Here is a 23,705-nt window from a genome sequence, read left to right as displayed (position 1 = left end):
TGCAAAACCGGTTGTGAGTGAGCGCTCACTCACTTAGTCTGGCAGGGTGACCCCACGTGCCGCCGCCATGAATCCCGACGCCCGTCGGGCGCAGCTCGTCGACGTGACGCTCCAGCTGCTCCGCAGGCACGGCCGGGCGGTCACCACGCGGCAGATCGCCGAGTCCGCCGGGATCGCCGAGGGCACCATCTTCCGGGTCGTCGACTCGAAGGAGGAGCTCGTCGACGCCGCGATCGAGCGGGCCTTCGCACCCGGGGACGTCGTCGCCCGGATCGAGGAGATCGACCCGGCGCAGCCGTTGCGGGACCGGCTGCTGGTGCTGGTCTCGATCCTGCAGCAGCGCCTGCGCGCCACCTTCGGACTGATGCAGAAGGTGGGCCTGGTCGGACCGCCGCGACACCTGCACGACTCCGCGGCCGCCGAGGAGTGGCGGACCCGGCTCAGCGAGCTGCTGGTGGGCGTGGTCGGCGACGACGCCGACCGGCTCTCCGTCCCGGTCGAGGAGTTCGTGCACGTGCTGCGCCTGCTCACCTTCGCGGGCAGCCACGAGCACATCGCCGACGGGCACCTGCTCACCCCCGACCGGATCGTCGACACCGTCCTGAACGGACTGCTGAAGAAGGACTCCTGATGCTGCTCCGACTCCTGCGTGAGCGACTCGCGCCGTACAAGACCTGGCTGGCCGCGGTGGTCGTCCTGCAGTTCATCGGCGTGGTGGCGATGCTCTACCTGCCCAGCCTGAACGCCGACATCATCGACAACGGCGTGGCCCGGGGCGACACCGCCTACATCGTGCGCACCGGCGTGCTGATGCTGGTCGTCTCGCTCGCGCAGATCGTCTGCTCCGTGGGGGCCGTCTGGTTCGGCGCGCGCACGGCGATGGGCTTCGGTCGCGACGTCCGCGCGGCGCTGTTCCACCGGGTCGGGACGTTCTCGCAGCGCGAGGTGCAGCACTTCGGTGCACCCTCGCTGATCACCCGCGGCACCAACGACGTGCAGCAGGTGCAGATGCTCGTGCTGACGGCCTGCACGATGGCGGTCTCCTCGCCGATCATGATGGTCGGCGGTGTCCTCATGGCGCTGCGCGAGGACGCCGGCCTCGGCTGGATCCTGGCCGTGGTGGTGCCGGCGCTGTTCCTGAGCGTCGGCCTCGTCGTCAGCCGGATGGTCCCGAGCTTCCGGCAGATGCAGGCCCGCATCGACGAGGTCAACCGGGTGCTGCGCGAGCAGATCACCGGCATCCGCGTCGTGCGGGCGTTCGTCCGCGAGCCCCACGAGACCGCGCGCTTCGCCACGGCCAACGGCGACCTCACCGAGGTGGCGGTCCGGGCCGGACGCTGGATGGCCACGATGTTCCCGCTGGTGATGCTCGTCGTGAACGTCTCCAGCGTCGCCGTGATCTGGTTCGGGGGCCACCGCGTCGACAACGGGCAGATGCAGGTCGGCGCGCTGACCGCGTTCCTGTCCTACCTGATGCAGATCCTGATGTCGGTGATGATGGCGACCTTCATGCTGATGATGGTGCCGCGCTCGTCGGTGTGCGGTGACCGGATCACCGAGGTGCTCGACACCGAGACCTCGGTCGCGCCGCCCGCCGACCCGGTCACCCCCGACCCCGAGCGGCGCGGGTGGCTCGACCTCGACGGCGTGGTCTTCGCCTACCCGGGCGCGGAGTCGCCGGTGCTCGACGACGTCTGGTTCTCCGCCCGCCCCGGCCAGACGGTCGCGGTGATCGGCTCCACGGGCGCCGGCAAGTCCACGCTGGTCAACCTGGTGCCACGGCTCTTCGACGCCACCGAGGGGACGGTCTCGGTCGCCGGCACCGACGTACGCCGCCTCGCGCCCGACGACCTCTGGTCGCAGATCGGGCTGGTGCCGCAGAAGGCCTGGCTCTTCAGCGGCACCATCGCGAGCAACCTGCGGCACGGCAAGCCGGACGCCACCGACGACGAGCTGTGGGCGGCGCTCGGGGTCGCGCAGGCACGCGACTTCGTCGAGGCGCTGCCCGAGGGGCTCGACGCCCCGGTCGTCCAGGGCGGCACCAACTTCTCGGGCGGTCAGCGGCAGCGGCTCGCGATCGCGCGCGCGGTCGTGCGACGCCCCGGCATCTACCTCTTCGACGACTCCTTCTCGGCGCTGGACCTGGCCACCGACGCCCGGCTCCGGGCCGCGCTGCGGCCGGTCACCACCGACGCCACGGTCGTGATCGTCGCCCAGCGGGTCTCGACCATCATCGACGCCGACCTGATCCTCGTCCTCGAGGACGGCCGGATCGTCGGGCGGGGCACCCACGAGCAGCTGCTCGATGAGTGCGCGACCTACCAGGAGATCGTCACCTCCCAGATCAGCAGCGAGGACGCGGCATGACAGTCTCGACAGGCTCGACCACCGAGGGTGAGCGCAGGAGCCCCGCCAGCAAGGGCAAGGCGCTCGAGGCCACCGAGCGCATCCAGGCGCCGGTCGGCGGACCCGGCCGCGGCCCGATGGGCGGCGGCATGGTCGGCCAGAAGGCGATGAGCTTCGGGCCGTCCGCGCGCCGCCTGGTCGCCCGGATGGAACCCGACCGCGGCAAGGCGATCCTGGTCGTGGTCCTCGGCGTCGCCAGCGTCGCGCTGATGTCGGTGGGCCCGCGGATCCTCGGCAAGGCCACCGACCTGGTGTTCTCCGGCCTGTTCAGCCGCAACCTGCCCGCCGGGGTCACCCAGGAGCAGGCCGTGCAGGGCCTGCGCGCCCGCGGCGACAGCACGCTCGCCGACATGCTCGCGTCGATGGACCACATCGTGCCGGGTCAGGGCGTCGACTTCGTCGCCGTCCGCAACGTGCTGCTCGTCGTGCTGGCGGTGTACGCCGGCGCCGCCCTGCTCGGCTGGCTGCAGGGCTTCGTCCTCAACACGGTCGTGCAGAACACGGTCTACCGAATGCGTGCGGACGTCGAGGCGAAGATCAACCGGCTGCCGCTGGGCTACTTCGACCGCTCGCCGCGCGGTGAGCTGCTGAGCCGGGTCACCAACGACATCGACAACGTCAGCCAGACGCTGCAGCAGACCATGAGCCAGCTGATGACCTCGCTGCTGACGGTCGTCGGCGTGCTCGCGATGATGGTGTGGATCTCGCCGCTGCTGGCGCTGATCGCGCTGGTCTCCGTCCCCCTCTCGCTGCTCGTCACCCGGGCGATCATGAAGCGCTCGCAGGGACAGTTCGTCGCGCAGTGGCGGCGTACCGGACGCCTGAACGCCCACATCGAGGAGACCTTCTCCGGTCACGCGCTGGTCAAGGTGTTCGGGCGCCAGGAAGAGGTCGAGCGGACCTTCGCCGAGGAGAACGACGAGCTCTACCGGGTCAGCTTCGGGGCGCAGTTCGTCTCGGGCCTGATCATGCCGTCGATGATGTTCATCGGGAACCTCAACTACGTCGTGATCGCGGTTGTCGGCGGCCTCCGCGTGGCCAGCGGCTCGCTGTCGCTGGGCGAGGTACAGGCGTTCATCCAGTACAGCCGCCAGTTCACGCAGCCGCTGACCACCGTGGCCTCGATGATGAACCTCCTCCAGTCCGGCGTCGCCTCGGCCGAGCGCGTCTTCGAGCTGCTCGACGCCGAGGAGGAGCCGGCGGACGCGCCCGACGGTGGAGTGCCCGCCAGCCGGCGCGGGGAGGTGGCCTTCGAGCACGTGGCGTTCCGGTACGACGACGACCAGCCGCTCATCGAGGACCTCTCGCTGGTGGCCCGGCCGGGGCAGACGGTGGCGATCGTGGGTCCCACCGGCGCCGGCAAGACCACGCTGGTGAACCTCGTGATGCGGTTCTACGACGTGGACTCCGGACGGATCACGATCGACGGCGTCGACATCACCAGCGTGCCCCGCGCGGCGCTGCGCGGCCAGATCGGCATGGTCCTGCAGGACACCTGGCTCTTCGAGGGCACGATCCGCGACAACATCGCCTACGGGCGTCCGGACGCGACCGAGGAGCAGGTGCTCGAGGCGGCGCGGGCCACTTTCGTGGACCGGTTCGTGCACTCGCTGCCCGACGGCTACGACACCGTGGTCGACGAGGAGGGCAGCAACCTGTCCGCGGGTGAGCGCCAGCTGGTCACGATCGCCCGCGCCTTCCTCACCGACCCGGCCCTGCTGATCCTGGACGAGGCCACCTCGTCGGTGGACACCCGCACCGAGCTGTTGCTCCAGCACGCGATGGCCGCGCTGCGCACCGACCGGACCAGCTTCGTGATCGCCCACCGGCTCAGCACCATCCGTGACGCCGACCTGATCCTGGTCATGGAGGACGGCGCGATCGTGGAGAAGGGCACCCATCACCAGCTGCTGGCGGCCGAGGGGGCCTACGCCCGCCTCTACCAGTCCCAGTTCGCCGCCGCCGTCGCCTGACCCCTCGTCGAGCTGGGCCGGGTTCGGCGCCGTACGCCGAATCCGGCCCAGCTCATGACCGATTTCGGCCCAGCTCGACACTGAGTTCGGCCCATCTCAACGAAGGGGTAAATGCCTTGAAGGGGCGACGGGGCCGTCCTACGGTGGTGGGACACGGGAAAGGAGGTGGTCCGAAGAATGAATTCTTATGGGACGCGTGAGGTGGCTGCCCGCTAGCAGCAACCGTCAGCGAAGTACTGCTGGCGAATCCACAGCAGACACCCGACCCGCAGACGATCCGGTCATCACGTCCACCGGAGCGGGCCTCCAACTGAGGTCCACGTCTGCGGGTCGCTGCATTTCCGCCTCCGCCTCGTCGGGCATCCGCGGACCGAGTGCGAGACCGTCTGCTCCGACCGGATGGTCCGGCACGTTCCTGCACGGCCGGGAAGCCTGTGGCGGTCGCCACGTTGGTTGCCTGGGTCAACCAACAGGGAATATAGTTGCCTGTCGCAACCTTCTACCTCCTGTGAAACGAGCTTCCTTGTCCACCCAGGCAGTCCCTTCCTCCGCCGAGCAGTCCGGCCAGATGACCCACCGCGAGGTGCTGGAGGCGCTCAGTGGCCTCCTCCTCGCGATGTTCGTGGCGATGCTCTCGAGCACCATCGTGTCCAACGCGCTCCCGACGATCGTCTCCGACCTGCACGGCAGCCAGACCGGCTACACCTGGGTCGTCGTCGCCACGCTGCTGACGATGACGGCGACCACGCCCATCTGGGGCAAGCTGGCCGACCTGTTCAGCAAGAAGGTGCTCGTCCAGTCCGCGCTGGTGATCTTCTCCATCGGCTCGGTCATCGCCGGCTTCTCGACGTCGATGAGCATGCTGATCGGCGCCCGCGCCATCCAGGGCCTCGGCGTCGGTGGTCTCACCGCGCTGGTCCAGGTCGTCATCGCCTCGATGGTGACCCCGCGTGAGCGCGGCCGCTACTCCGGCTACATCGGCGCGGTCTTCGCGCTGGCCACCGTCTCCGGCCCGCTGGTGGGTGGCCTGCTCGTCGACACCGTCGGCTGGGAGTGGTGCTTCTTCGCCGGTCTGCCGGTCGCTGTCCTCGCCTTCGTCGTGCTCCAGAAGACCCTGCACCTGCCGGTGATCAAGCGCGAGGTGCACATCGACTACCTCGGTGCGGTCCTGCTCGTGGGCGGCGTCTCGATCTTCCTGGTCTGGGTCTCCCTCGGCGGCCAGCAGTTCGGCTGGACCTCCGGCACCAGCTGGGCGCTCCTCGCCGCGGCGGTCGTCGTGATCGCGGCCGCGATCCTGGTCGAGGCGAAGTTCGCGATCGAGCCGGTCGTGCCGCTGCGCCTGTTCAAGGACCGTACGACGTCGCTCGCGACCATCGCCTCGGTCCTGATCGGCGTCGCGATGTTCGGCTCCACGGTCTACCTGAGCCTCTACTTCCAGCGGGCGCGCGGCATGAGCCCGACCGACGCGGGCCTGATGTCGGTCTGCATGGTCGGTGGCCTGCTGGTGTCCAGCATCGTCTCCGGGCGGATCATCAGCTCGACCGGCGTGTGGAAGAAGTGGCTGGTCGGCGGCATGGCTCTGGTCATCGTCGGGCTCTCGCTGCTGAGCACCATCGACGCCACCACGCCGCTGTGGCGGGTGGGCGCGTTCATGGCCGTGCTGGGCCTGGGCCTCGGCGCCACCATGCAGAACCTCGTGCTCGCGGTGCAGAACAACACCGCCCAGGCCGACATGGGCGCCGCCAGCTCCGTCGTCGCGTTCTTCCGCTCGCTGGGCGGCTCGATCGGCATCTCCGCGCTGGGCGCCGTCCTGGCCCACCAGGTCGCCGACGAGGTGAAGACCGGCGTCACCGCGCTGGCCCGGACCCGTCCCGAGCTCGTGCAGGGCTTCCAGGGCCACGACAACGGCGAGATCCCCGACGTCAGCACGCTGCCGGCTCCGCTGCGCGCGATCTTCGAGGGCGCCTTCGGTGACGCGACCGGCCACATCTTCCTCGTGGCCGTCCCCTTCGCCGTGGCCGCGTTCCTCTGCGTGATCTTCATCAAGGAGGTGCCGCTGCGCACCACCATCGACCGCGAGGACGAGGTCGTCACCGGTCCGTCCCCGGCCGCCGAGACGGAGGTGGGCGCGCGATGACCACCTCGACCGCCACGCGGCGGACCGAGTCCCTGCGGCTGCTCGAGCAGGAGGTCGGCGTGATGATCCGGCGGATCCGCCGGGTGCTGTGGGAGCGGGCCCGGGGTGTCCACCCCGACCTCCAGCCCGCGTCGTACCTCATGCTCGCCTACCTCGCCGACCACGGCGCGATGCGCGGCTCGGGCATCGCCGAGGCACTCGCCATCGACAAGGGGGCGGTCAGCCGCCAGCTGCAGCACCTCGTCGACCTCGGCCTGGTCGACCGGACCCCCGACCCGGGCGACGGCCGCGCCACGCTGGTCTCGGCCAGCGCCGACGCGGTGGAGCGGATCACCGCCGTGACCGAGGAGCGGCGGCGCTGGCTCGACGCCCGGCTGGGTGACTGGACCGACGCCGAGCTGAGTGACTTCGCGGCCGTCCTGGGCCGCTACAACGCGGCGCTCGACGAACGCGGCTGACGGAGCCCTCCGGACGACGAAGCGCCTGCCCCCTCCGTGGGGGCAGGCGCTTCGTGCATCACGGGGCCGGGGTCAGCTCAGCCAGACGGCCGTGTCGGCCGGCAGCCGCCCGCCCTCGAGGTGGCCGCTCGCGAGCAGCACGTCGCCCTCGGGGAGGTCGACCGGGGTGGTGCCGCAGTTGAGCACCGCGGTGACCGGACCGCGGCGGAAGCCGAGCACGTCGGCGCCGAGGTCGAGCAGCTCCACGTCGTCGCCCGCGGTGGTCGCGAACGTGCGCCGCGTGGCCAGGGCCGCCCGATAGAACGACAGCGTCGACTCCGGGTCGGACTCCTGGGCCTCGACGGTGCGCTCGGACCAGTCGGCCGGCTGCGGGATCCACGGGTGGCCCTCGCCCGGCCCGAAGGCGAACGGCGGCTCCTGGTCGCCCCACGGGATCGGCACCCGGCAGCCGTCGCGGCCGGGCTCGCCGGTGCGGAACCAGGACGGGTCCTGCCGGTGGTCGGGGTGCACGTCGACCTGCTCCAGGCCGAGCTCCTCGCCCTGGTAGAGGTACGACGAGCCGGGCAGCGCGAGCATCGCCAGCGTGGCCGCGCGGGCCCGGGCCAGGCCCTGCTCGCCCCCGCCGTACCGCGTGACGTGGCGGATCACGTCGTGGTTGCTGAGCACCCAGGTGGGCGTCGCGCCGACCGGACGCAGCGCGTCGAGCGTGCCGGTGATGACGTCGGCGAACTCCTTCGCCGACCACTCGGCGAGCAGCCAGGAGAAGTTGAAGGACTGGTTCATCTCGTCGGGGCGCACGAAACGGGCCATCGACTCGGGGGTCTGGGTCCAGGCCTCGGCGACGTCCATCCGGTCGCCGTCGTACTTGTCGAGGATCTGGCGCCAGCGGCGGTAGACGTCGTGCACCTCGGGCTGGTCCCACATCGGCTCGTCGCGCATCCGGCGCTCGACCATGCTGCCCTCGACGTGGGTCTCGTGGGCGTCCTCGTCGGCGTGCACGACCTGGTCGCGCAGGCTCTCCTCCTTGAAGAGCCCGTGCGCCACGTCCACGCGGAAGCCGTCGACGCCGCGGTCGAGCCAGAACGTCAGGACGTCCTCGAACATGTCGCCCACCTCGGGGTGGCGCCAGTTCAGGTCGGGCTGGGTGCTGTCGAAGAGGTGGAGGTACCACTCGGCGCGTTGTCCTGAGCCTGTCGAAGGGTCCTCGACGCGGGTCCACGCGGGGCCGCCGAAGACCGACTCCCAGTTGTTCGGGGGCTCCGAGCCGCCCTCACCGCGACCGGGGCGGAAGAGGTAGCGCTCGCGCTCGGGGCTGCCCGGGCCGGCTGCGAGGGCGGCCTGGAACCACGCGTGCGCGTCGGAGGTGTGGTTGGGGACCAGGTCGACGATCACCTTCAGACCGAGCTCGTGCGCCCGGTCGAGGAGCGCGTCGGCGTCCGCGAGGGTGCCGAACAGCGGGTCGACGTCGCAGTAGTCGGCCACGTCGTACCCGTGGTCCTTCTGCGGCGAGGTGTAGAACGGCGTGATCCACAGGGCGTCCACCCCGAGGTCGCGCAGGTACGGCAGCCGCGCCGTGATCCCCGGCAGGTCGCCGACGCCGTCCCCGTTCCCGTCAGCGAAGCTGCGGACGTAGACCTGGTAGATGGAGGCGTGCCGCCACCACTCGATTTGATCGTTCCAACCCATGCGCTCAAGTCTTCCGAGCGCGCGGGGGACTAGTCAATTCCCGTGGCGAGTGGGAGACGTCATACGGCCGGGTCGCGCGGGCGACCGGTGCGTACGACGTCCCGTGGGACGTGGTCAGGCGAACGCGGCCGGGTCCACGGCCACCCACACGTGCTCCGCGCAGGCCACGACGCGGCCGTCGGCGTCGTACAGCGTCGAGGCGGTGAAGGTCTTGCGGCCCTCCTGGCCGCGCGCCAGCCCGACGACCACGTGCTGCTCGCCGATCACCGGCAGGGCGTCGACCCGCGCGGTCATGCCGGCCAGCACCATCAGCCGCTCGGTCAGGTCGCCGGCCCAGCCACCCACGCAGTCCAGCGCGGCCCACGTGGTGGCCAGTGATGCCCGCGGGTGCTCGTCGACGTAGGAGTGGAAGTCCTCGCCCACGCTCGGGTGCGGCGTCCACGGCGCCGCGATCCGGGTCGCGCCGTCCTGGTCCCCGACCCGGCCCGGGAAGATCCGCAGCCCGTCGCCCTCGTCTCGGCCGGTCCCGCAGGAGAAGCAGCTGGGGAAGGGGTGCGAGGTCCGGCCGGGGTACGCCGCCGAGGCGGCCTGCGCCTCCTCAGCCGGGACCGGCTCGACCGTCACCAGCGCGTCGTCGACGACGGTGGCCCGGGCCACGACCGCGCCCCCGAAGGTGGCGACCGTGGAGCCGTCGTCCTCGGCCACGGTCATGGGGGTGTCCAGCGGTGGCGGCTGGCGCAGCGCCACCCGGATCGTCGGCCACGAGCGGGCCCGGTCCGCGGGGCAGTCGTGGGGGATGAGCGCCGCCAGCGCGCCCGCCGTCCAGCCGCCGTTGCCCGAGGACGCCGGGCCGCAGAAGCGACGCGGCACCAGCAGGTCGGCCGACAGGTTCGGGGAGGTCGTCATCGTCGGATCTTCTCCCAGCGGTCCAGCGCCTCCCGGCGCTCCTCCTTGTGGTCGACGAGCGGCTCCGGGTAGCCGACGGCCCGCCGGGTCTCCTCGTCGGGCTCGTGCGGGTCGTCGACGTCGGCCAGCTCCTCGACCCACTGCCGGACGTAGGCCCCGTCCGGGTCGAACTTGCGGCCCTGGCTGGTGGGGTTGAAGACCCGGAAGTACGGCGCCGCGTCGGTGCCGCACCCGGCCGTCCACTGCCAGCCGTGCTGGTTGGAGGCGAGGTCACCGTCGACCAGCCAGTGCATGAAGTGGCGGGCGCCGTGCTGCCACTCGAGGTGCAGGTCCTTGACCAGGAAGCTGGCCACGATCATCCGCACCCGGTTGTGCATCCAGCCGGTGGCCCGGAGCTGGCGCATCCCGGCGTCCACGACCGGGAAGCCGGTGCGGCCGTCGCGCCACGCCTCCAGCTGTTTGCCGGGGCGGTCGTAGGGCATCTTCGCGAACTCCTCGCGGAGGTACTCGCGCGCGGTCCCGGGGCGGTGGAACAGCACGTCGGCGTAGAACTCCCGCCAGGCCAGCTCCTTGCGGTAGGTCACCGCGCCCTTCGAGCGGAACCTGGCGAGGTCGGCCAGCATGGTGCGCGGGTGGATCTCGCCCCACTTCAGGTGCACCGACATCCGGGAGGTGCCCTCGATGCCGGGCTTGTCGCGGTCGTCGTCGTACTCGCCCACGCGCTCGTCGAGGAAGTCGCGCCAGCGCCGGGCGGCGGCCTGCTCGCCGGCCTCGGGGAGCGTGAGCCCGGCGGGCAGCTCCGGGTCGGGGATGTCAGTGGTGTCCTCGAGCGCCAGCCAGCTCATGCCCGTCGGCGCGTCGATCGGGCCGCGCCAGCCGTGCTCGGCCCAGGCCTTCGAGAACGGCGTGTAGACCTTGTACGGGTCGCCGGAGCCGTTGGTCACGCGGCCCGGCGCCACGGCGTACGCCGAGCCGGTGCGGACCAGCTCGATGTCGTGCTCGGCGAGCGCCTCCTCGACGGCCTGGTCGCGCTGCCGGCCGTAGGGGCCGAAGTCGGCCGCGACGTGCACCCGTCGGGCGCCGACCTCGCGCGCGGCCATGACCACGCGTCGCACCGGGTCACCGCGGACGACCGAGAGGGAGGCCTGACGCTGCCGCAGCGAGGCGTCGAGGGCGCGCAGCGAGGCGCCGAGGTAGGCACGCCGGCTGGGGCCGGCCGGGCCCCACAGGGCCGGGTCGAGCACGAACAGCGGGAGCACGTCGCCGTCCGCGGCCGCTTCCACGAGAGCAGGGTTGTCCGCCAGGCGGAGGTCGCGGCGGAACCACATCACGGCGTTGGTCGAGGTGGCCATCGGGCACCACTGTGCCACGTCCGTGGCGACGGGCGACGGGGATGTGTGCGGCATGCGTCAGAATGGGTCGGTGAGCGACCTGATCGACACCACCGAGATGTACCTCCGGACCATCTACGAGCTGTCCGAGGAGGGCATCGTCCCCCTGCGTGCGCGGATCGCCGAGCGGCTCCACCAGAGCGGGCCGACGGTCTCCCAGACCGTGGCCCGGATGGAGCGCGACGGACTGCTCACCGTGCAGGGCGACCGACACCTGGAGCTCACCGACGAGGGCATGCGCCTGGCCACCCGGGTGATGCGCAAGCACCGGCTGGCCGAGCGGCTGCTGACCGACGTGATCGGCCTGGACTGGGAGCTGGTCCACGAGGAGGCGTGCCGCTGGGAGCACGTCATGTCGGAGACCGTGGAGCGTCGGCTCGTCGAGCTGCTCGACCACCCGACGGAGTCGCCCTACGGCAACCCGATCCCGGGGCTCGACGAGCTCGGTGAGGTCGTCGCCGGCGAGGAGTTCATGGAGGGCGTGGAGCCGCTGTCCAAGGCGGCGTCCGCGGACGAGGCGCGGGTGATCGTGCGCCGCATCTCCGAGGAGATGCAGAAGGACGAGACCCTGATGAGCGCGCTGCGCCGGGTGGGGGCGCTGCCGGACAAGACGATCACGGTCGTGACGACCGGCGAGGGCGTCCTGGTCGGCTCCGGTGGCGAGACCGCCGAGGTGGTGCCCGAGGCGGCGGACCACATCTTCGTGCGCCGGCTCTGATCCGGCCCGCGTCGGGGGACGTCGGGCACCGGCCGGCAGGGGAGGTGCGGGCCGCCGGCCGGTCAGGCCGGCTCGGCCAGGCGGGTCAGGAAGGCGCTGCAGCCGACCTCCAGCTTGTACGCCGCCAGCTCGTCGCCGCGGGTCGCGCCCCGGTTCACGATGACCACCGGGGTCCCGTTGCGGGCCGCCCTGCGCACGAAGCGGAGCCCGCTCATCACGGTGAGGGACGAGCCGGCCACCAGCAGCGCACCGTCGTCGTGGACCAGGGCCTCGACCGCGGCGTAGCAGCGCTCGACGCGCGGGGGTGGGACGTTCTCGCCGAAGAAGACGACGTGCGGCTTGAGGATCCCGCCGCACGCCTCGCACCCGGGCACGACGAAGTCGCGGGTCTCGTCGAGCTCGACGTCACCGTCCGGCCGCACGGCCGCCCCGGCGTGCCGCTCGGCGAAGCCGGGGTTGAGCCGGGTGAGCCGCTCGTGCAGCGCCGCCCGGGCCGACGTGGTGCGGCAGTCGAGGCAGACCACCTCGGCGATCCGTCCGTGCAGGGCCACCAGCCGGCGGGACCCCGCCCGCTCGTGCAGCCCGTCGACGTTCTGGGTGATCAGCAGCGTCGGGTCGAGGCGGGCCAGCGCGTGGTGGCCGTCGTTCGGGTCGGCGCCGTGCATGCGCCCCCAGCCGAGGTGGCTGCGCGCCCAGTAGCGCTGCCGGGCCTCCGGGCCGGACACGAACTCCTGGTAGGTCATCGGCGTCCGCGAGGGCGAGCCCGGCCCCCGGTAGTCGGGGATGCCGGAGTCGGTCGAGAGGCCGGCACCGGTGAGCACCACCAGCGGGCGGCCGCGCAGCAGCGCCAGGGCCGCGGCGTACGCCTCGTCCCGGATCGCCGGCTCGACCGGCGCCGCGTCCCGCAGGCTCATCGGGCGTAGCGCAGCGCGGCCCGGGCGCGCGCCTTGTCGGCCTCGACCTCCCGGTCCTTCGGCGGCGCGCTGGTGACCAGGTCCTCGAGCAGGTGCTGGGTGACGTGGGCGATCTCCCGCACGGCGCGGTCGAACGCTGCCTGGTTGGCCTGCGACGGTCGCGTCGAGCCGCTCACCTTGCGGACGTACTGCAACGCGGCCGCGGTGACCTCGTCATCGGTGGCCGGCGGCTCGAAGTTGTGGAGCGGGCGGATGTTGCGGCACATGCGACTCAGGGTACGTCGCCGTGGCCCACCTGCACCGACGACCGGCACCGGACCTGTCCCGTCGTGGCTGCGACGGTGCAACCCTGTGGGAGCTCGGCCCGATCCGGGTCCGCGGACGAAGGAGCGTCGAGGAACGTGATGTGGTGGGAGGCCGACTGGCTGCATGCCGAGCTGGACATCCGCACGCCCGAGGAGCCCGGCGTGCTCGCTGCGGTGGCCCCGGCGCTCCCGCCGGGCCGGCCGCAGCCGCCGTCCGAGCTCGAACGCAGGCCGCGTCTGGTCCACGAGGACGCCACCGGAGTGAGGTCCCACGGGGCGGCGGGCGACCCGGACTGCGACACACCGGGCTAGCCTCGGTCCATGGGCGAGGCACGCAACGCAAACCGTGAGTTCGACATCGTGCTCTTCGGAGCGACCGGGTTCACCGGCCGGCTCACCGCGGAGTACCTCGCCCGGCACGGGCCGGCCGGGCTGCGCTGGGCGCTGGCCGGGCGCAGCCCGCAGAAGCTGGAGAAGGTGCGCGACCAGCTGGCCGACATCGACCCCGAGCTCAAGCGCCTCGAGCTGATGCACGCCGACGTCACCGACGCGGCGTCGCTCGCGGACGTGGCCGGCCGGGCCCGTGTGGTCATCACCACCGTCGGCCCCTACCTGACGTACGGCGAGCCGTTGGTGGCCGCGTGCGCCGAGGCCGGCACCGACTACGTCGACCTGACCGGCGAGCCCGAGTTCGTTGACCGGATGTACCTCGCCCACCACGCGACCGCCGAGCGCACCGGCGCCCGGATCGTGCACGCGTGCGGCTTCGACTCCATCCCGCACGACCTGGGCGCGATGTACACCGTGCAGCAGCTCGACGCTGCCGGGCCGGTGGCGGTGCGCGGCGTGGTCCGCGCGGGCGGCATGTTCTCCGGCGGCACCTTCCACTCCGCGATGACGGCCATGTCCCGTGCCCGGCAGATGAAGGAGGCCTCGTCGGCCCGCCGCCGCGCCGAGCCGCGCCCCGAGGGCCGCTCGTCCCGCGCCGTCGCCGGCAAGCCGCACCGGGACGGGGCGCTCGGCTACTGGCTGCTCCCGCTGCCGACCATCGACCCGATGGTCGTCGCCCGCAGCGGTGCGGCGCTGGCGTCGTACGGCCCGGAGTTCCGCTACTCGCACTACGTGGGCACGAAGACGCTGCGGTACGCAGCCGGCGGGGCCGCCGGCGTCGGGTTCCTGGCCGCGGCCGCGCAGGTGCGCCCGGTGCGCAACCTGCTGCTCGGCCGGATCAAGCAGGGCGACGGGCCGGGCGAGAGCAAGCGCGAGAAGTCGTGGTTCACCGTGGACTTCGTGGGGGAGGGCGACGGCCGGACCATCCACACGCGGGTCTCCGGCGGCGACCCCGGCTACACCGAGACGGCCAAGATGCTGGCGGAGTCGGCGATGTGCCTGGCCTTCGACGACAACCCGACGACGTCCGGCCAGGTGACGACCGCCCAGGCGATGGGCGACAACCTGCTCGCCCGGCTGCAGGCCCAGGGCATCCGCTTCGAGGTCGTCACCTGAGTCCTCGGGGTCCCTCGCGGGTGTGAGGGACACGCCTCACGACAAAGGGCCCTCGGCCGGTGGGCGCTGACTACCGTGCGCCCATGAGAACTCTCCGGATGACCCTGGCGGCCGCCCCCGCGCTCCTGCTGCTGACCGGCTGCAGCCCCTCCGAGGTGGACATCGACGGGCTCGAGAAGGAGATCACGTCGGGGGTCAAGGACCAGACCGGCCAGGCGGTGAGCGTCGACTGCCCCGACCAGGTCGAGTGGAACACCGGCGGCACGTTCGAGTGCGACGTCGAGACCAAGGACGGGCAGCAGGTCACGGCCGCGGTGACCATGAAGAACGACGACGGCGACGTCGCCTGGGAGATCAAGTGAGCTGAGCCCCGCTCACCCGGCGGGGTTCACGTCCCGCGCGGTCGCGGGCAGCTCCACCATGATCGCCATGTCGGGGTGGCTGTCCGGGTCGATCCAGACCCGGGCCGCGCCGAGTCTCCCGAGCGCCCCCTCGATCGCGGACAGCAGCTCGCTGGCGACCGTGGCCTTCATGGGTCCGTGCAGGGTGAGCAGTCGTCGGGGAGCGGTCACCGGGTCGTCCTCGGGGTCGTGGGCCGGGCGCGCGGGTCCCCTTCCGAGCGCGGGTACGCCCCTACCAACGGCGTCGCTGGGGGCGGGTGACGGAGACGTGACTCACGCGGCGATCCACGAAGGGTGCCCCAGGCAGGAGTCGAACCTGCGACCTTTCGCTTAGGAGGCGGCTGCTCTATCCGCTGAGCTACTGGGGCGAGCCCTGTGCAGCCTCGTGGTGAGCGCTGTCCAGTGGCGGTGGTCATTTTGTCAGCAGACGGGTGATGTGACGAATGCGGCCCCTGAGGACACCGGGAGGACCGCTGCCCGGGGTCGACGCGCGGATGTCCGCGTCCGCGCTCAAGTAGTGCCCGGTCGGGTCCGATGACACCAGTGGACGTCCGACCCGTTCGGCGCCCCGTCGTCGCGGTGTAACGACCGGGACGTCTGGCGACATGTACGGGTTGCGGCCCTACCTGTGTCGCACATCACCTCCCGGGACCCCTCCCCGGCCTGATCACTGTGAGGCCCCCATGCCAGTGCTCGGCACCACCGCGTTCAAGCTCGTCTCCGCCACCTCCGCCATGGCCGCCGCCGGCCTGCTCTCGCTCTCCGCGCCGTACGCCGGCGCCGCCTCGGGTGATGCCGACGGCGACGGCATGCCCAACCGCTGGGAGATCGCGAACCACCTGAACCCCCACCGTGCCAACGCCAAGGGCAACCCCGACCACGACGGCCTGCGCAACATCGCCGAGTACCGTCACGACACCCGCCCCCGCGACGAGGACTCCGACAACGACGGCGACGACGACGGGGACGAGGTCCACGACGGACTCCACTCGACCGACCCGACCGACCCCGACACCGACGGTGACGGCACCGAGGACGGCGACGAGGACGCCGACCACGACCAGGTCGACAACGAGGACGAGGACGACGCCGACGAGAGCTGCACGGCCGATGACGACGACGCCGACGAGGACGGCCTCGCCGACGAGGACGAGAACGACTTCGGGACCCGGGTGCACGACTCGGACAGCGACGACGACGGGACCCCGGACGGCGCCGACGACTCCGACCACGACGGCCAGGGTGACTCCGACGACGCCGACGAGCAGGACGACGCGGACGACGACGACCAGGGCCAGGACGACGACTGCCAGGGCGACCAGGACCAGGGTGGCGACCACGGCGGTGACGACGACCTGCGCTGACGCGGGGCCGGGCCGACCCCACGGGGTCGGCTTCGGCCGCTCGCTATCTTCGAGCGCATGGACGACCCACGAAGTACGGACCGTTCACCGCTGACCACGGTCGGGGGTGAACGGGCCTGATGGACAGCCAGACCTTCCTCAACCTCGGCCTGGTCCTCGTCTTCGTCCTCGTGGGCGGCGTCTTCGCCGCCACCGAGATAGCACTCGTCTCGCTGCGCGACAGCCAGCTGGTGCGCCTCGAGCGCCAGAGCGCCCGCGGGGCACGTGTGGCCGCCGTCGCGCGCGACCCCAACCGGTTCCTGGCCGCCGTGCAGATCGGCGTGACCGTGGCCGGGTTCTTCTCGGCGGCGTACGGCGGCTCGACGCTGGCGCCCGACCTGGCACCGCACCTGCGGAGCCTGGGCCTGCCCGCCGACGCGGCCGACACGACCGCTCTCGTGGTGATGACGCTCGTGATCGCCTACCTGTCGCTGGTCCTCGGCGAGCTCGTGCCCAAGCGGCTCGCCCTCCAGCGCTCGGCCGGGCTCTCCCTCGCGGTGGCGCCGCCCCTGGACCGGTTCGCCACGCTCATGCGACCGGTGATCGGGCTCCTCTCCGCGTCGACGAACGTCGTGGTCCGCCTGCTGGGAGGAGACCCGTCGGCGACCGGCGAGGAGCTGTCGGAGGAGGAGCTGCGCGACATCGTCGCCACCCACGAGGGCCTCGGGGAGCAGGAGCGTCGCATCCTGCGCGACGTCTTCCAGGCCTCCCGGACCACCGTCAAGGAGGTGATGCGGCCGCGCGGCGAGGTCGAGTTCCTCGCGGCCGACCTGCCGCTCGTGGACGCCGTCGACCTGGTCCGGACGAAGCCCTGGTCGCGCTACCCGGTGATCGGGACCGGCTTCGACGACGTGCTCGGCTTCCTGCACGTTCGGGACCTGCTGGGGGTCGCGAGCGACGACCGCCGGGTGGTCGGCGACGTGCGGCGGGACGTGCTGATGCTGCCCGCGACCAACAGGGTGCTGCCCTCCGTCTCGACCATGCGCCAGGAGGGCGTCCACCTCGCGGTCGTCATCGACGAGTACGGCGGCACCGACGGCATCGCCACGCTGGAGGACCTCGTCGAGGAGCTGGTCGGGGAGATCCGCGACGAGTACGACGCCACCGAGCCCCGGACCGGCGACATCGGCACCTCCTCGACCGTGGACGCCGGCGTGACGATCGAGGAGTTCGCCGAGACGACCGGCCTCGAGCTCGAGGACGGCAGCTACGAGACCGTGGCCGGCTACCTCATCGCCCGGCTCGGCCGGATCCCGCGCGCGGGCGACTCGGTCGAGATCAACGGGGCGCGGCTGGAGGTGACGCAGATGGCCGGCATGCGGGTGGCCGAGGTGCGCGTGCTCCCCGCCCACCGGCGCACACCGGACGTGCCCTGACGGCTCACGCCTCACTCACTGGGGGCGATCTGCGCGCCCCGGCCGTCGTGGTACGGCTGAGCAGTGGACACGCAAGGGACCGAGACGCCGCCCGCCGCGGGGCCGGCGACGCCCGACCCGTTCGAGCTGCTGCGCAGCCGGGCGTACGTCGGCCTGCTGGTGCTCGGCGCCCTCGTCGGGGTGCCGGTCGCCGTCGTCGCCTACTTCTTCCTGGCCTTCGTGACCAAGGCCCAGCACTGGGTCTTCGTGAGCCTGCCCGACGGGCTGGGTCTCGGCTCGTCGCCGCTGTGGTGGCCGGTCGTGCCGCTGGTGGTGTGCGGCCTCGTGGTCGGCCTCACCCTGAGGTACCTCCACGGCACCGGTGGTCACCGGCCCGCCGAGGGCTTCAAGACGGGTGGAGCCACGGACCCGCGGGACCTGCCGGGCATCGCGGTGGCCGCGCTGGCCACGCTCTGCCTCGGCGCGGTGCTCGGGCCGGAGGCTCCCCTGATCGCGATCGGCAGCGGCCTGGGCGTGCTCGCGGTGCGCCTGCTGAAGAAGGACGCCCCACAGCAGGCGGTCGGGGTGATCGCGGCGGCCGGGAGCTTCGCGGCCATCGCCACCCTCCTCGGATCGCCGATCACCGGCGCCTTCCTGCTCATGGAGGCCGCCGGGCTGGCCGGGACCATGATGGGCGTGGTGCTGCTGCCGGGCCTGCTGGCCGCGGGCATCGGCGCGCTGATCTTCGTCGGGCTCGACGGGTGGACCGGCCTGGGCACGTTCTCGCTGGCGATCCCGGACCTCCCCGCCGCCTCCGCCCCGACGGTGAGCGAGTTCCTCTGGGCGATCGGGATCGGCGTGGTGGCCGCGCTCCTCGGCCTGCTGATCAGGCGGGGGGCGCTGGCCCTGCAACCGGTCGTCGAGCGCCGGCAGGTCCTGCTGACCCCGGTGGTCGGGCTCGGGGTGGCGCTGGTGGCCATCGCCTTCGAGGCGGCGACGGACAAGGAGGCGTCGTACGTCCTCTTCTCGGGACAGGACGCGCTGCCCGACCTCGTGCAGGCGGCGTCCTCCTGGTCGGCGGGTGCGCTGGCCCTGCTGGTGGTGTGCAAGGGCCTCGCGTACAGCCTCTCGCTGAGCTGCTTCCGCGGCGGCCCCGTCTTCCCGGGCATGTTCGTCGGCGCCGCGCTCGGGCTCCTCGCCGCTCAGCTGCCGGGGCTCTCCACCATCGCCGGGGTGGGCATCGGCATCGGCGCGATGACCGTGGCCATGCTCCGGCTGCCCCTGGTGTCGGTGCTGCTGCCGTCGCTGATCCTCGTCAGCGACGCCGTCGCCCTGATGCCGCTGGTCATCGTGGGCGTGGTGACGTCGTACGTCGCCTCCGCCTGGCTCACACCGGTCACATCCGCTGCGGCGCCGTGATGCCGAGCAGGGCCAGCCCCTGCTCGAGCACGGCCAGCGTCACCGCGCACAGCCGCAGCCGTGAGGCGCGGACCTCCGCCTCGGGCGCCTTGAGCACCGGGCAGCGGTCGTAGAACGTGGTGAACGTCTGCGCCAGGTCGAAGAGGTAGGTGCAGAGCCGGTGCGGCTCGAGCGTGGCGCCGACACCGGCCACCACGTCACCGAACCCGAGCAGCGCGAGCATCAGCTCCCGCTCGGCCTCCTCGGTCTGCAGGACCGGGCCGTCCGGGGCGTCCCCGGCCCGGCGCAGGATCGAGCGGATCCGCGCGGCGGCGTACTGCAGGTAGGGGCCGGTGTTGCCGGTGAGCGACACCATCCGGTCCAGGTCGAAGGTGTACTCGCTGTCGTGGGCGACCGAGAGGTCGGCGTACTTCACCGCGCCGATGCCGACCTGGCGGGCGACGAGCCGACGCTCGGTGTCCGGCATCTCGGGCCGGGCCTCGGCGATCACCGCCGCCGCGCGCTCCACGGCCTCGTCGAGCAGGGCGCGGAGCCGGATCGGCGCGCCGCTGCGGGTCTTGAGGATCTTCCCGTCGGGGCCGAGGACGTTGCCGATCTGGACGTGCACGACCTCGACGTCGTCGGTCAGCCAGCCCGCCCTGCGGGCGGTGGCGAAGACCATCTGCAGGTGCAGGTGCTGGGGGGCACCGATCACGTAGAGGATCCGGTCGGCCCCGAGGTCGCGGACCCGGTGCCGGATGGTGGCGAGGTCGGTCGTGGCGTAGCCGTAGCCGCCGTCGCTCTTCCGGATGATCAGCGGCACCGGCCTGCCCTCGCGGCCGGTGAACTCCTCGAGGAAGACGCACAGCGCCCCCTCGCTCATCGTCGCGATCCCGGCTGCCTCGAGGTCCTCGCAGATGCCGGGCAGCTCGTCGTTGTACGTCGACTCGCCGGCCAGGTCGGCGTCGGTCAGCGTGACGTCGAGCGTGGAGTAGATGGAGTTGAAGTAGGCCGTGGAGAGGTCGATCAGCTCCTGCCAGAGCCGCAGCGTGTCCGGGTCGCCGGCCTGCAGCGCCACCACCCGACGGCGGGCCCGGTCGGCGAAACCATTCTCATCGGCGTCGAACTCGGCGCGGGCGCCCTGGTAGAACGCGTTCGGGTCGGTCGACAGGAGCCGTGCCTGCTCGGAGTCCTCGCCGACGTCGAGGAGGTGCTCGATGAGCATCCCGAACGGCGTGCCCCAGTCGCCGATGTGGTTCTGCCGCACCACCCGGTGCCCGAGGTGCTCGAGCGTCCGGGCCAGCGCGTCGCCGACCACGGTCGTGCGCAGGTGGCCGACGTGCATCTCCTTGGCCACGTTGGGTGCCGAGTAGTCGACGGGGACGACCTGCGGCTCCTGGACCGGGACCCCGAGCCGGCCGTCGCCGGCCAGCGCCGTGACCTGCCCGGCCAGCCAGTCGCCGCGCAGGGTGAGGTTGACGAAGCCGGGGCCGCTGACCGCGGGCGCCAGGCACACGTCGGCGACGTCGAGGTGCTCGACGAGGGCCTCGGCGACGGCGCGGGGGTTGCTCCCGAGCCGCTTGGCGAGCGCGAGCGCGACGTTGGCCTGGAAGTCGGCGAACTGCGAGGGTCGCAGCACCGGGTCGGTGCCGGCGTGCTCGGGCCCGAAGGCCGCGCCCAGGGCGCGCTGGAGGCGGTCGATGAGCACGTCGGCGGGGCTGGTCATGCCGCTCAGGGTAGGCGCCGGGCCGGCCGCGACCACGGGCGGGTTTGGTCGAAAGGGCAGGTCAGCGGCACACTTTGGAGATTGCGCGTAGGTTCGAGCTGCGCCGAGCTCTCCCGATCCCCGAGGTGAACACGCATGTCCGACGCTGAGCAGAGCAGTGCCCAGCCGGAGCCCGGCGCGCCCAAGAGGCGCGGCAAGAAGCGCAAGAGACACACGGTCGCCAAGGTCGTGGTCGCCGCGCTCGTGGTGCTCGGCATGGTCACCGGTCTCTCCGTCGTGTTCATCTACCGCCACCTCAACGGCAACCTCAACGTCGTCGACCTGACCCAGCAGCTCGGCACCGACCGCCCCGACAAGGTGGCGGTCGAGGGCCCGCACGAGCCGCTGAACATCCTGGTGATGGGGTCCGACGCCCGCGACTGCCAGGGCTGCAACATCGACAACCTCACCGGCATGGGGGAGCGGTCGGACACCACGATCCTGATCCACCTCTCGGCGGACCGCACCCGCGCCTACGGCATCAGCATCCCGCGCGACTCGATGGTCGACCGGCCCACCTGCAAGACCGAGGACGGGCAGGACATCCCGGGTGGCACCCACGTGATGTGGAACGAGGCGTTCTCCGTCGGTGGCCCCGCCTGCACGATCCGCCAGTTCGAGCAGCTCAGCGGCGTCCTCGTCGACCACTTCGTCGTGGTCAACTTCGAGGGGTTCAAGGACATGGTCGACGCGATCGGCGGCGTCCAGGTCTGCATCCCCGAGGACATCGTCGACCCGGCGCACGGCATCAACATCCCCGCCGGCACCCGCAAGCTCGAGGGCCAGCAGGCGCTCAACTACGTCCGTGAGCGCTACGTCGTCGGCAACGGCTCCGACGTCGGCCGGATGAAGCGCCAGCAGGCGTTCATCGCCTCGATGGCCCACCAGGTCGTGACCGCCGGCACGCTCGCCAACCCGATCAAGGTCGTGCGCTTCCTCGAGGCCGCGACGAAGTCGATCACCCTCGACAAGGAGATCGGCAGCCTGAAGAAGATCGGTCAGCTCGGCTACGAGTTCCGTGACATCGGGCTGGACAAGATCCAGTTCATCACCATCCCGAACACGGTCGACCCCGCGGACGCCAACCACCTGGTGTGGACCCCGGAGGCCAAGCAGGTGTGGAAGAAGATCGCGAACGACGAGCCGCTGACCAGGCGCCTCGCGCGGGACGTGATCAGCGCCGGCAACGTGCCCGGCACGTCCGGCAGCAGCAACCCCTCGGGGAACGGCTCGTCGTCGCCCTCGCCCGGTGGCGGCGGCTCGGGCAGCACCGAGGGCCCGGACGCCCAGACGCTCAGCGACGCCGGGCTCTGTGCCTGAGGGGCGGGGCGTGGCCGAGGAGACCGACTGGGAGCGCCGCCGGCGGCTGGCCGCGATCTTCGGGGACGTGCTCCCCGAGACGACCGCCGACGAGCGGGAACCCGACACCGGGTCCGGTGAGGACGCCGGAGAGGCCTGGCTGAAATCCCAGGTGCCGCCCCACCACGGCTGACGCCCGCCTTGGCGCGTCAGACCTGGCGCTGGGCGAGCAGGTCGCGGATCTCCTGGAGCAGCTTCACGTCCTCGGGGGTGCCCGGCTCGGGGCTGGGGAAGTAGCGCTCCTTGGCCTTGGTGTAGGGCATCACGATGAAGAAGTACACGACCGCGGAGATGATCAGGAACGAGATCACCGAGGTGAGCCAGATCCCGATCGAGATCCCCTTCCACTCGTAGTTGGAGAAGTCGGGCGTGCCGCCGGCCTTGCCGATCAGGTCCATGATCAGGCCGACGGTGGCGGTCACCACGGTGGCGAACGCGGCCGCCATGATGAAGGCGACCGCGAGCTCGACGAGGTTGCCGCGGAGGATGAAGTTCTTGAACCCGGTCATGTGCTGCTCCTGTGTCGTCCGAGAGGCCCGCCCCGTGCGGGGATGACTGCACGCTAACGGGTGTAGACGAAGGTCAGGAAGTAACGCACGGCGGCGTCGGCGATGGCCGGCACGTCGCCCGGTTCGGCGCCCACCACCACCAGGCGCCCGCCCACCTCGCCCGCGGCCGACGGCTCCCCGCCGGACCGCGGGACCGCGAGCACGGGGACGTCGGTCGCCACGACCCGGGCACCCGACCCCTGCGGGTCCGCGGCGACCAGGTCGACCCGGTCGCCCGTGTGCAGGAGCCCGGCCATGCCGGCGTCGGGCAGTCGCACCGGCGTCGCGACCCGGCCGGGGTACGCCGCGGCCAGGGCCGGGCCGAGCAGGCGCACGTCGGTGACCGGCTCGCCCGCGCGCAGCGGCGCGGCGAGGACCCGGCCCTCCGGACCGTTGACCAGCCCCGACGGCACGGAGTCCGGTGGCAGGTCCACCTCGGTGAGGTCGTCGGCGGCCAGGACCGAGCCCGCGGGCAGGTCCCGGGCGGCCACCCGCACCGTCACGACCGGCGGGGGCGGCGCGGCCGCGGCGTGCAGACCGGTGGCCACGGCCACCGCGGTGAGTCCGGCGGCCAGCAGCCGACGGCGCCGCAGCACGGCGCGGCGTACCGAGCGGAGCAGGCGGGTCAGGTGGTCACGGGTCGAGGCCATGGCCTCGACGGTAGGAGTTTTCGGGCCGGACGGGGCCGGCTCTCCACAGGCCCCTCCCGGGGCCGGGGCGTCAGTCCTTGGCGGCCGACGCGGTCGCGGCGGGCTTGCTGTCGCTCGAGCCCGTCGACGAGGAGTCGCCCGACGTCGTGGTCGAGGAGCTGCCCGAGGACGAGGCCGTCGTCGAGGAGCCCGACGAGCGGCTGTCGGTGCGGTAGAAGCCCGAGCCCTTGAAGACGACGCCCACGGCGTTGAAGACCTTGCGCAGACGACCGTCGCACTCCGGGCAGACGGTGAGCGCGTCGTCGGAGAAGCTCTGGAACTGCTCGAAGGCGTGGCCGCACTCGGTGCAGGCGTACTGGTAGGTCGGCACGGTTCTCCTTGGTGGCGTCGGGTCGGCTGGCACTCGGCCCCGGCGACTGCCAATCA

24 protein-coding genes and 1 tRNA gene are annotated in these 23,705 nt (G+C 72.0%); 14 read left to right on the top strand and 11 right to left on the bottom strand.

The genetic code is table 11. The features are described 5' to 3' along the window. Positions 1-46 precede the first annotated feature (46 nt). The 5 genes from ACZ43H_RS16515 (at position 47) to ACZ43H_RS16495 (ending at position 6,974) form a co-directional block, all read left to right on the top strand. Positions 47-631 (top strand): TetR/AcrR family transcriptional regulator, encoded by a 585-nt coding sequence (locus ACZ43H_RS16515; RefSeq protein WP_464584672.1) that lies wholly within the window; start codon positions 47-49, stop codon positions 629-631. Next, positions 631-2,367, top strand: a complete 1,737-nt coding sequence (locus ACZ43H_RS16510; protein WP_464584670.1) for an ABC transporter ATP-binding protein — start codon at positions 631-633, stop codon at positions 2,365-2,367. The genes ACZ43H_RS16515 and ACZ43H_RS16510 overlap by 1 nt, the downstream gene beginning before the upstream one ends. After that, positions 2,364-4,379, top strand: a complete 2,016-nt coding sequence (locus tag ACZ43H_RS16505) for an ABC transporter ATP-binding protein (RefSeq protein ID WP_464584668.1) — start codon at positions 2,364-2,366, stop codon at positions 4,377-4,379. Before ACZ43H_RS16510 ends, ACZ43H_RS16505 begins: the two co-directional genes overlap by 4 nt. A gap of 523 nt (positions 4,380-4,902) precedes the next feature. Beyond that, the gene (locus ACZ43H_RS16500; RefSeq protein WP_464584666.1) at positions 4,903-6,516 is read left to right on the top strand and encodes an MDR family MFS transporter; all 1,614 of its coding nucleotides are present in this window, start codon (positions 4,903-4,905) and stop codon (positions 6,514-6,516) included. Next, on the top strand, positions 6,513-6,974 hold the full coding sequence (locus ACZ43H_RS16495; protein ID WP_464584664.1) for a MarR family winged helix-turn-helix transcriptional regulator: 462 nt from the start codon (positions 6,513-6,515) through the stop codon (positions 6,972-6,974). Before ACZ43H_RS16500 ends, ACZ43H_RS16495 begins: the two co-directional genes overlap by 4 nt. A 72-nt stretch (positions 6,975-7,046) precedes the next feature. Here the strand turns inward: ACZ43H_RS16495 and ACZ43H_RS16490 are convergent, their stop codons facing one another. The 3 genes from ACZ43H_RS16490 to ACZ43H_RS16480 all read right to left on the bottom strand — a co-directional run bounded on the left by ACZ43H_RS16490 (position 7,047) and on the right by ACZ43H_RS16480 (position 10,918). Then, positions 7,047-8,660, bottom strand: a complete 1,614-nt coding sequence (locus tag ACZ43H_RS16490) for a glycoside hydrolase family 13 protein (protein ID WP_464584662.1) — start codon at positions 8,658-8,660, stop codon at positions 7,047-7,049. Between the two features lie 114 nt (positions 8,661-8,774). After that, complete coding sequence (locus ACZ43H_RS16485) at positions 8,775-9,566, bottom strand: hotdog family protein (protein WP_464584660.1); 792 nt, start codon at positions 9,564-9,566, stop codon at positions 8,775-8,777. Beyond that, entirely contained in the window at positions 9,563-10,918 is a 1,356-nt protein-coding gene (locus tag ACZ43H_RS16480) for a cryptochrome/photolyase family protein (protein WP_464584658.1), read from the bottom strand. The genes ACZ43H_RS16485 and ACZ43H_RS16480 overlap by 4 nt, the downstream gene beginning before the upstream one ends. Positions 10,919-10,988: 70 nt before the next feature. Between ACZ43H_RS16480 and ACZ43H_RS16475 the strand changes: the two genes are divergently transcribed. Further along, the gene (locus ACZ43H_RS16475) at positions 10,989-11,675 is read left to right on the top strand and encodes a metal-dependent transcriptional regulator (RefSeq protein WP_464584656.1); all 687 of its coding nucleotides are present in this window, start codon (positions 10,989-10,991) and stop codon (positions 11,673-11,675) included. 62 nt (positions 11,676-11,737) lie between these two features. Here the strand turns inward: ACZ43H_RS16475 and ACZ43H_RS16470 are convergent, their stop codons facing one another. Together ACZ43H_RS16470 and ACZ43H_RS16465 are read right to left on the bottom strand one after the other, a co-directional pair. Next, on the bottom strand, positions 11,738-12,589 hold the full coding sequence (locus ACZ43H_RS16470) for an NAD-dependent protein deacetylase (RefSeq protein ID WP_464584654.1): 852 nt from the start codon (positions 12,587-12,589) through the stop codon (positions 11,738-11,740). Continuing rightward, complete coding sequence (locus ACZ43H_RS16465; RefSeq protein ID WP_464584652.1) at positions 12,586-12,855, bottom strand: DUF2277 domain-containing protein; 270 nt, start codon at positions 12,853-12,855, stop codon at positions 12,586-12,588. Before ACZ43H_RS16465 ends, ACZ43H_RS16470 begins: the two co-directional genes overlap by 4 nt. 135 nt (positions 12,856-12,990) lie before the next feature. Here ACZ43H_RS16465 and ACZ43H_RS16460 point away from each other — a divergent pair, with 135 nt between their 5' ends. From ACZ43H_RS16460 to ACZ43H_RS16450, 3 genes are all read left to right on the top strand, one after another. After that, complete coding sequence (locus tag ACZ43H_RS16460) at positions 12,991-13,206, top strand: hypothetical protein (protein ID WP_464584650.1); 216 nt, start codon at positions 12,991-12,993, stop codon at positions 13,204-13,206. Positions 13,207-13,215: 9 nt separating this feature from the next. Further along, a complete protein-coding gene (locus ACZ43H_RS16455) occupies positions 13,216-14,400 on the top strand; it encodes a saccharopine dehydrogenase family protein (RefSeq protein WP_464584648.1) in 1,185 nt (394 codons plus the stop codon). Between the two features lie 83 nt (positions 14,401-14,483). Further along, positions 14,484-14,762, top strand: a complete 279-nt coding sequence (locus tag ACZ43H_RS16450) for a DUF4333 domain-containing protein (RefSeq protein WP_464584646.1) — start codon at positions 14,484-14,486, stop codon at positions 14,760-14,762. Positions 14,763-14,774: 12 nt separating this feature from the next. Here ACZ43H_RS16450 and ACZ43H_RS16445 read toward each other — a convergent pair whose 3' ends face one another. Both ACZ43H_RS16445 and ACZ43H_RS16440 read right to left on the bottom strand, forming a co-directional pair. Further along, entirely contained in the window at positions 14,775-14,972 is a 198-nt protein-coding gene (locus ACZ43H_RS16445) for a hypothetical protein (protein WP_464584644.1), read from the bottom strand. A 124-nt stretch (positions 14,973-15,096) separates the two neighbouring features. Further along, positions 15,097-15,169: transfer RNA gene (locus tag ACZ43H_RS16440), tRNA-Arg, on the bottom strand. A 315-nt stretch (positions 15,170-15,484) separates the two neighbouring features. Between ACZ43H_RS16440 and ACZ43H_RS16435 the strand changes: the two genes are divergently transcribed. The 3 genes from ACZ43H_RS16435 (at position 15,485) to ACZ43H_RS16425 (ending at position 18,978) form a co-directional block, all read left to right on the top strand. Then, positions 15,485-16,165, top strand: coding sequence for a hypothetical protein (locus ACZ43H_RS16435; RefSeq protein WP_464584642.1), 681 nt, complete (start codon positions 15,485-15,487; stop codon positions 16,163-16,165). A gap of 119 nt (positions 16,166-16,284) precedes the next feature. After that, positions 16,285-17,580: a hemolysin family protein gene (locus ACZ43H_RS16430; RefSeq protein ID WP_464584640.1), complete on the top strand. Its 1,296-nt coding sequence runs from the start codon at positions 16,285-16,287 to the stop codon at positions 17,578-17,580. Positions 17,581-17,643: 63 nt separating this feature from the next. Beyond that, positions 17,644-18,978, top strand: coding sequence for a chloride channel protein (locus ACZ43H_RS16425; protein ID WP_464584638.1), 1,335 nt, complete (start codon positions 17,644-17,646; stop codon positions 18,976-18,978). Here the strand turns inward: ACZ43H_RS16425 and argS are convergent. Continuing rightward, complete coding sequence (argS, locus tag ACZ43H_RS16420) at positions 18,956-20,683, bottom strand: arginine--tRNA ligase (RefSeq protein WP_464584636.1); 1,728 nt, start codon at positions 20,681-20,683, stop codon at positions 18,956-18,958. The genes ACZ43H_RS16425 and argS overlap by 23 nt on opposite strands. A 135-nt stretch (positions 20,684-20,818) precedes the next feature. Here argS and ACZ43H_RS16415 point away from each other — a divergent pair, with 135 nt between their 5' ends. Together ACZ43H_RS16415 and ACZ43H_RS16410 are read left to right on the top strand one after the other, a co-directional pair. Continuing rightward, complete coding sequence (locus tag ACZ43H_RS16415) at positions 20,819-22,042, top strand: LCP family protein (RefSeq protein WP_464584634.1); 1,224 nt, start codon at positions 20,819-20,821, stop codon at positions 22,040-22,042. Between the two features lie 10 nt (positions 22,043-22,052). Next, positions 22,053-22,214: a hypothetical protein gene (locus ACZ43H_RS16410; protein WP_464584632.1), complete on the top strand. Its 162-nt coding sequence runs from the start codon at positions 22,053-22,055 to the stop codon at positions 22,212-22,214. A gap of 16 nt (positions 22,215-22,230) precedes the next feature. Here ACZ43H_RS16410 and ACZ43H_RS16405 read toward each other — a convergent pair whose 3' ends face one another. The 3 genes from ACZ43H_RS16405 to ACZ43H_RS16395 form a co-directional block, all read right to left on the bottom strand. Next, positions 22,231-22,590, bottom strand: coding sequence for an MscL family protein (locus tag ACZ43H_RS16405; protein WP_464584630.1), 360 nt, complete (start codon positions 22,588-22,590; stop codon positions 22,231-22,233). 53 nt (positions 22,591-22,643) lie between these two features. Further along, positions 22,644-23,279, bottom strand: coding sequence for an SAF domain-containing protein (locus ACZ43H_RS16400; RefSeq protein ID WP_464584628.1), 636 nt, complete (start codon positions 23,277-23,279; stop codon positions 22,644-22,646). A 70-nt stretch (positions 23,280-23,349) separates the two neighbouring features. Beyond that, on the bottom strand, positions 23,350-23,649 hold the full coding sequence (locus tag ACZ43H_RS16395) for an FmdB family zinc ribbon protein (protein WP_464584626.1): 300 nt from the start codon (positions 23,647-23,649) through the stop codon (positions 23,350-23,352). Positions 23,650-23,705: the final 56 nt, after the last annotated feature.

Source organism: Nocardioides sp. DN36 (assembly GCF_055380375.1).
This window is presented reverse-complemented; position numbering and strand designations above follow the sequence as displayed.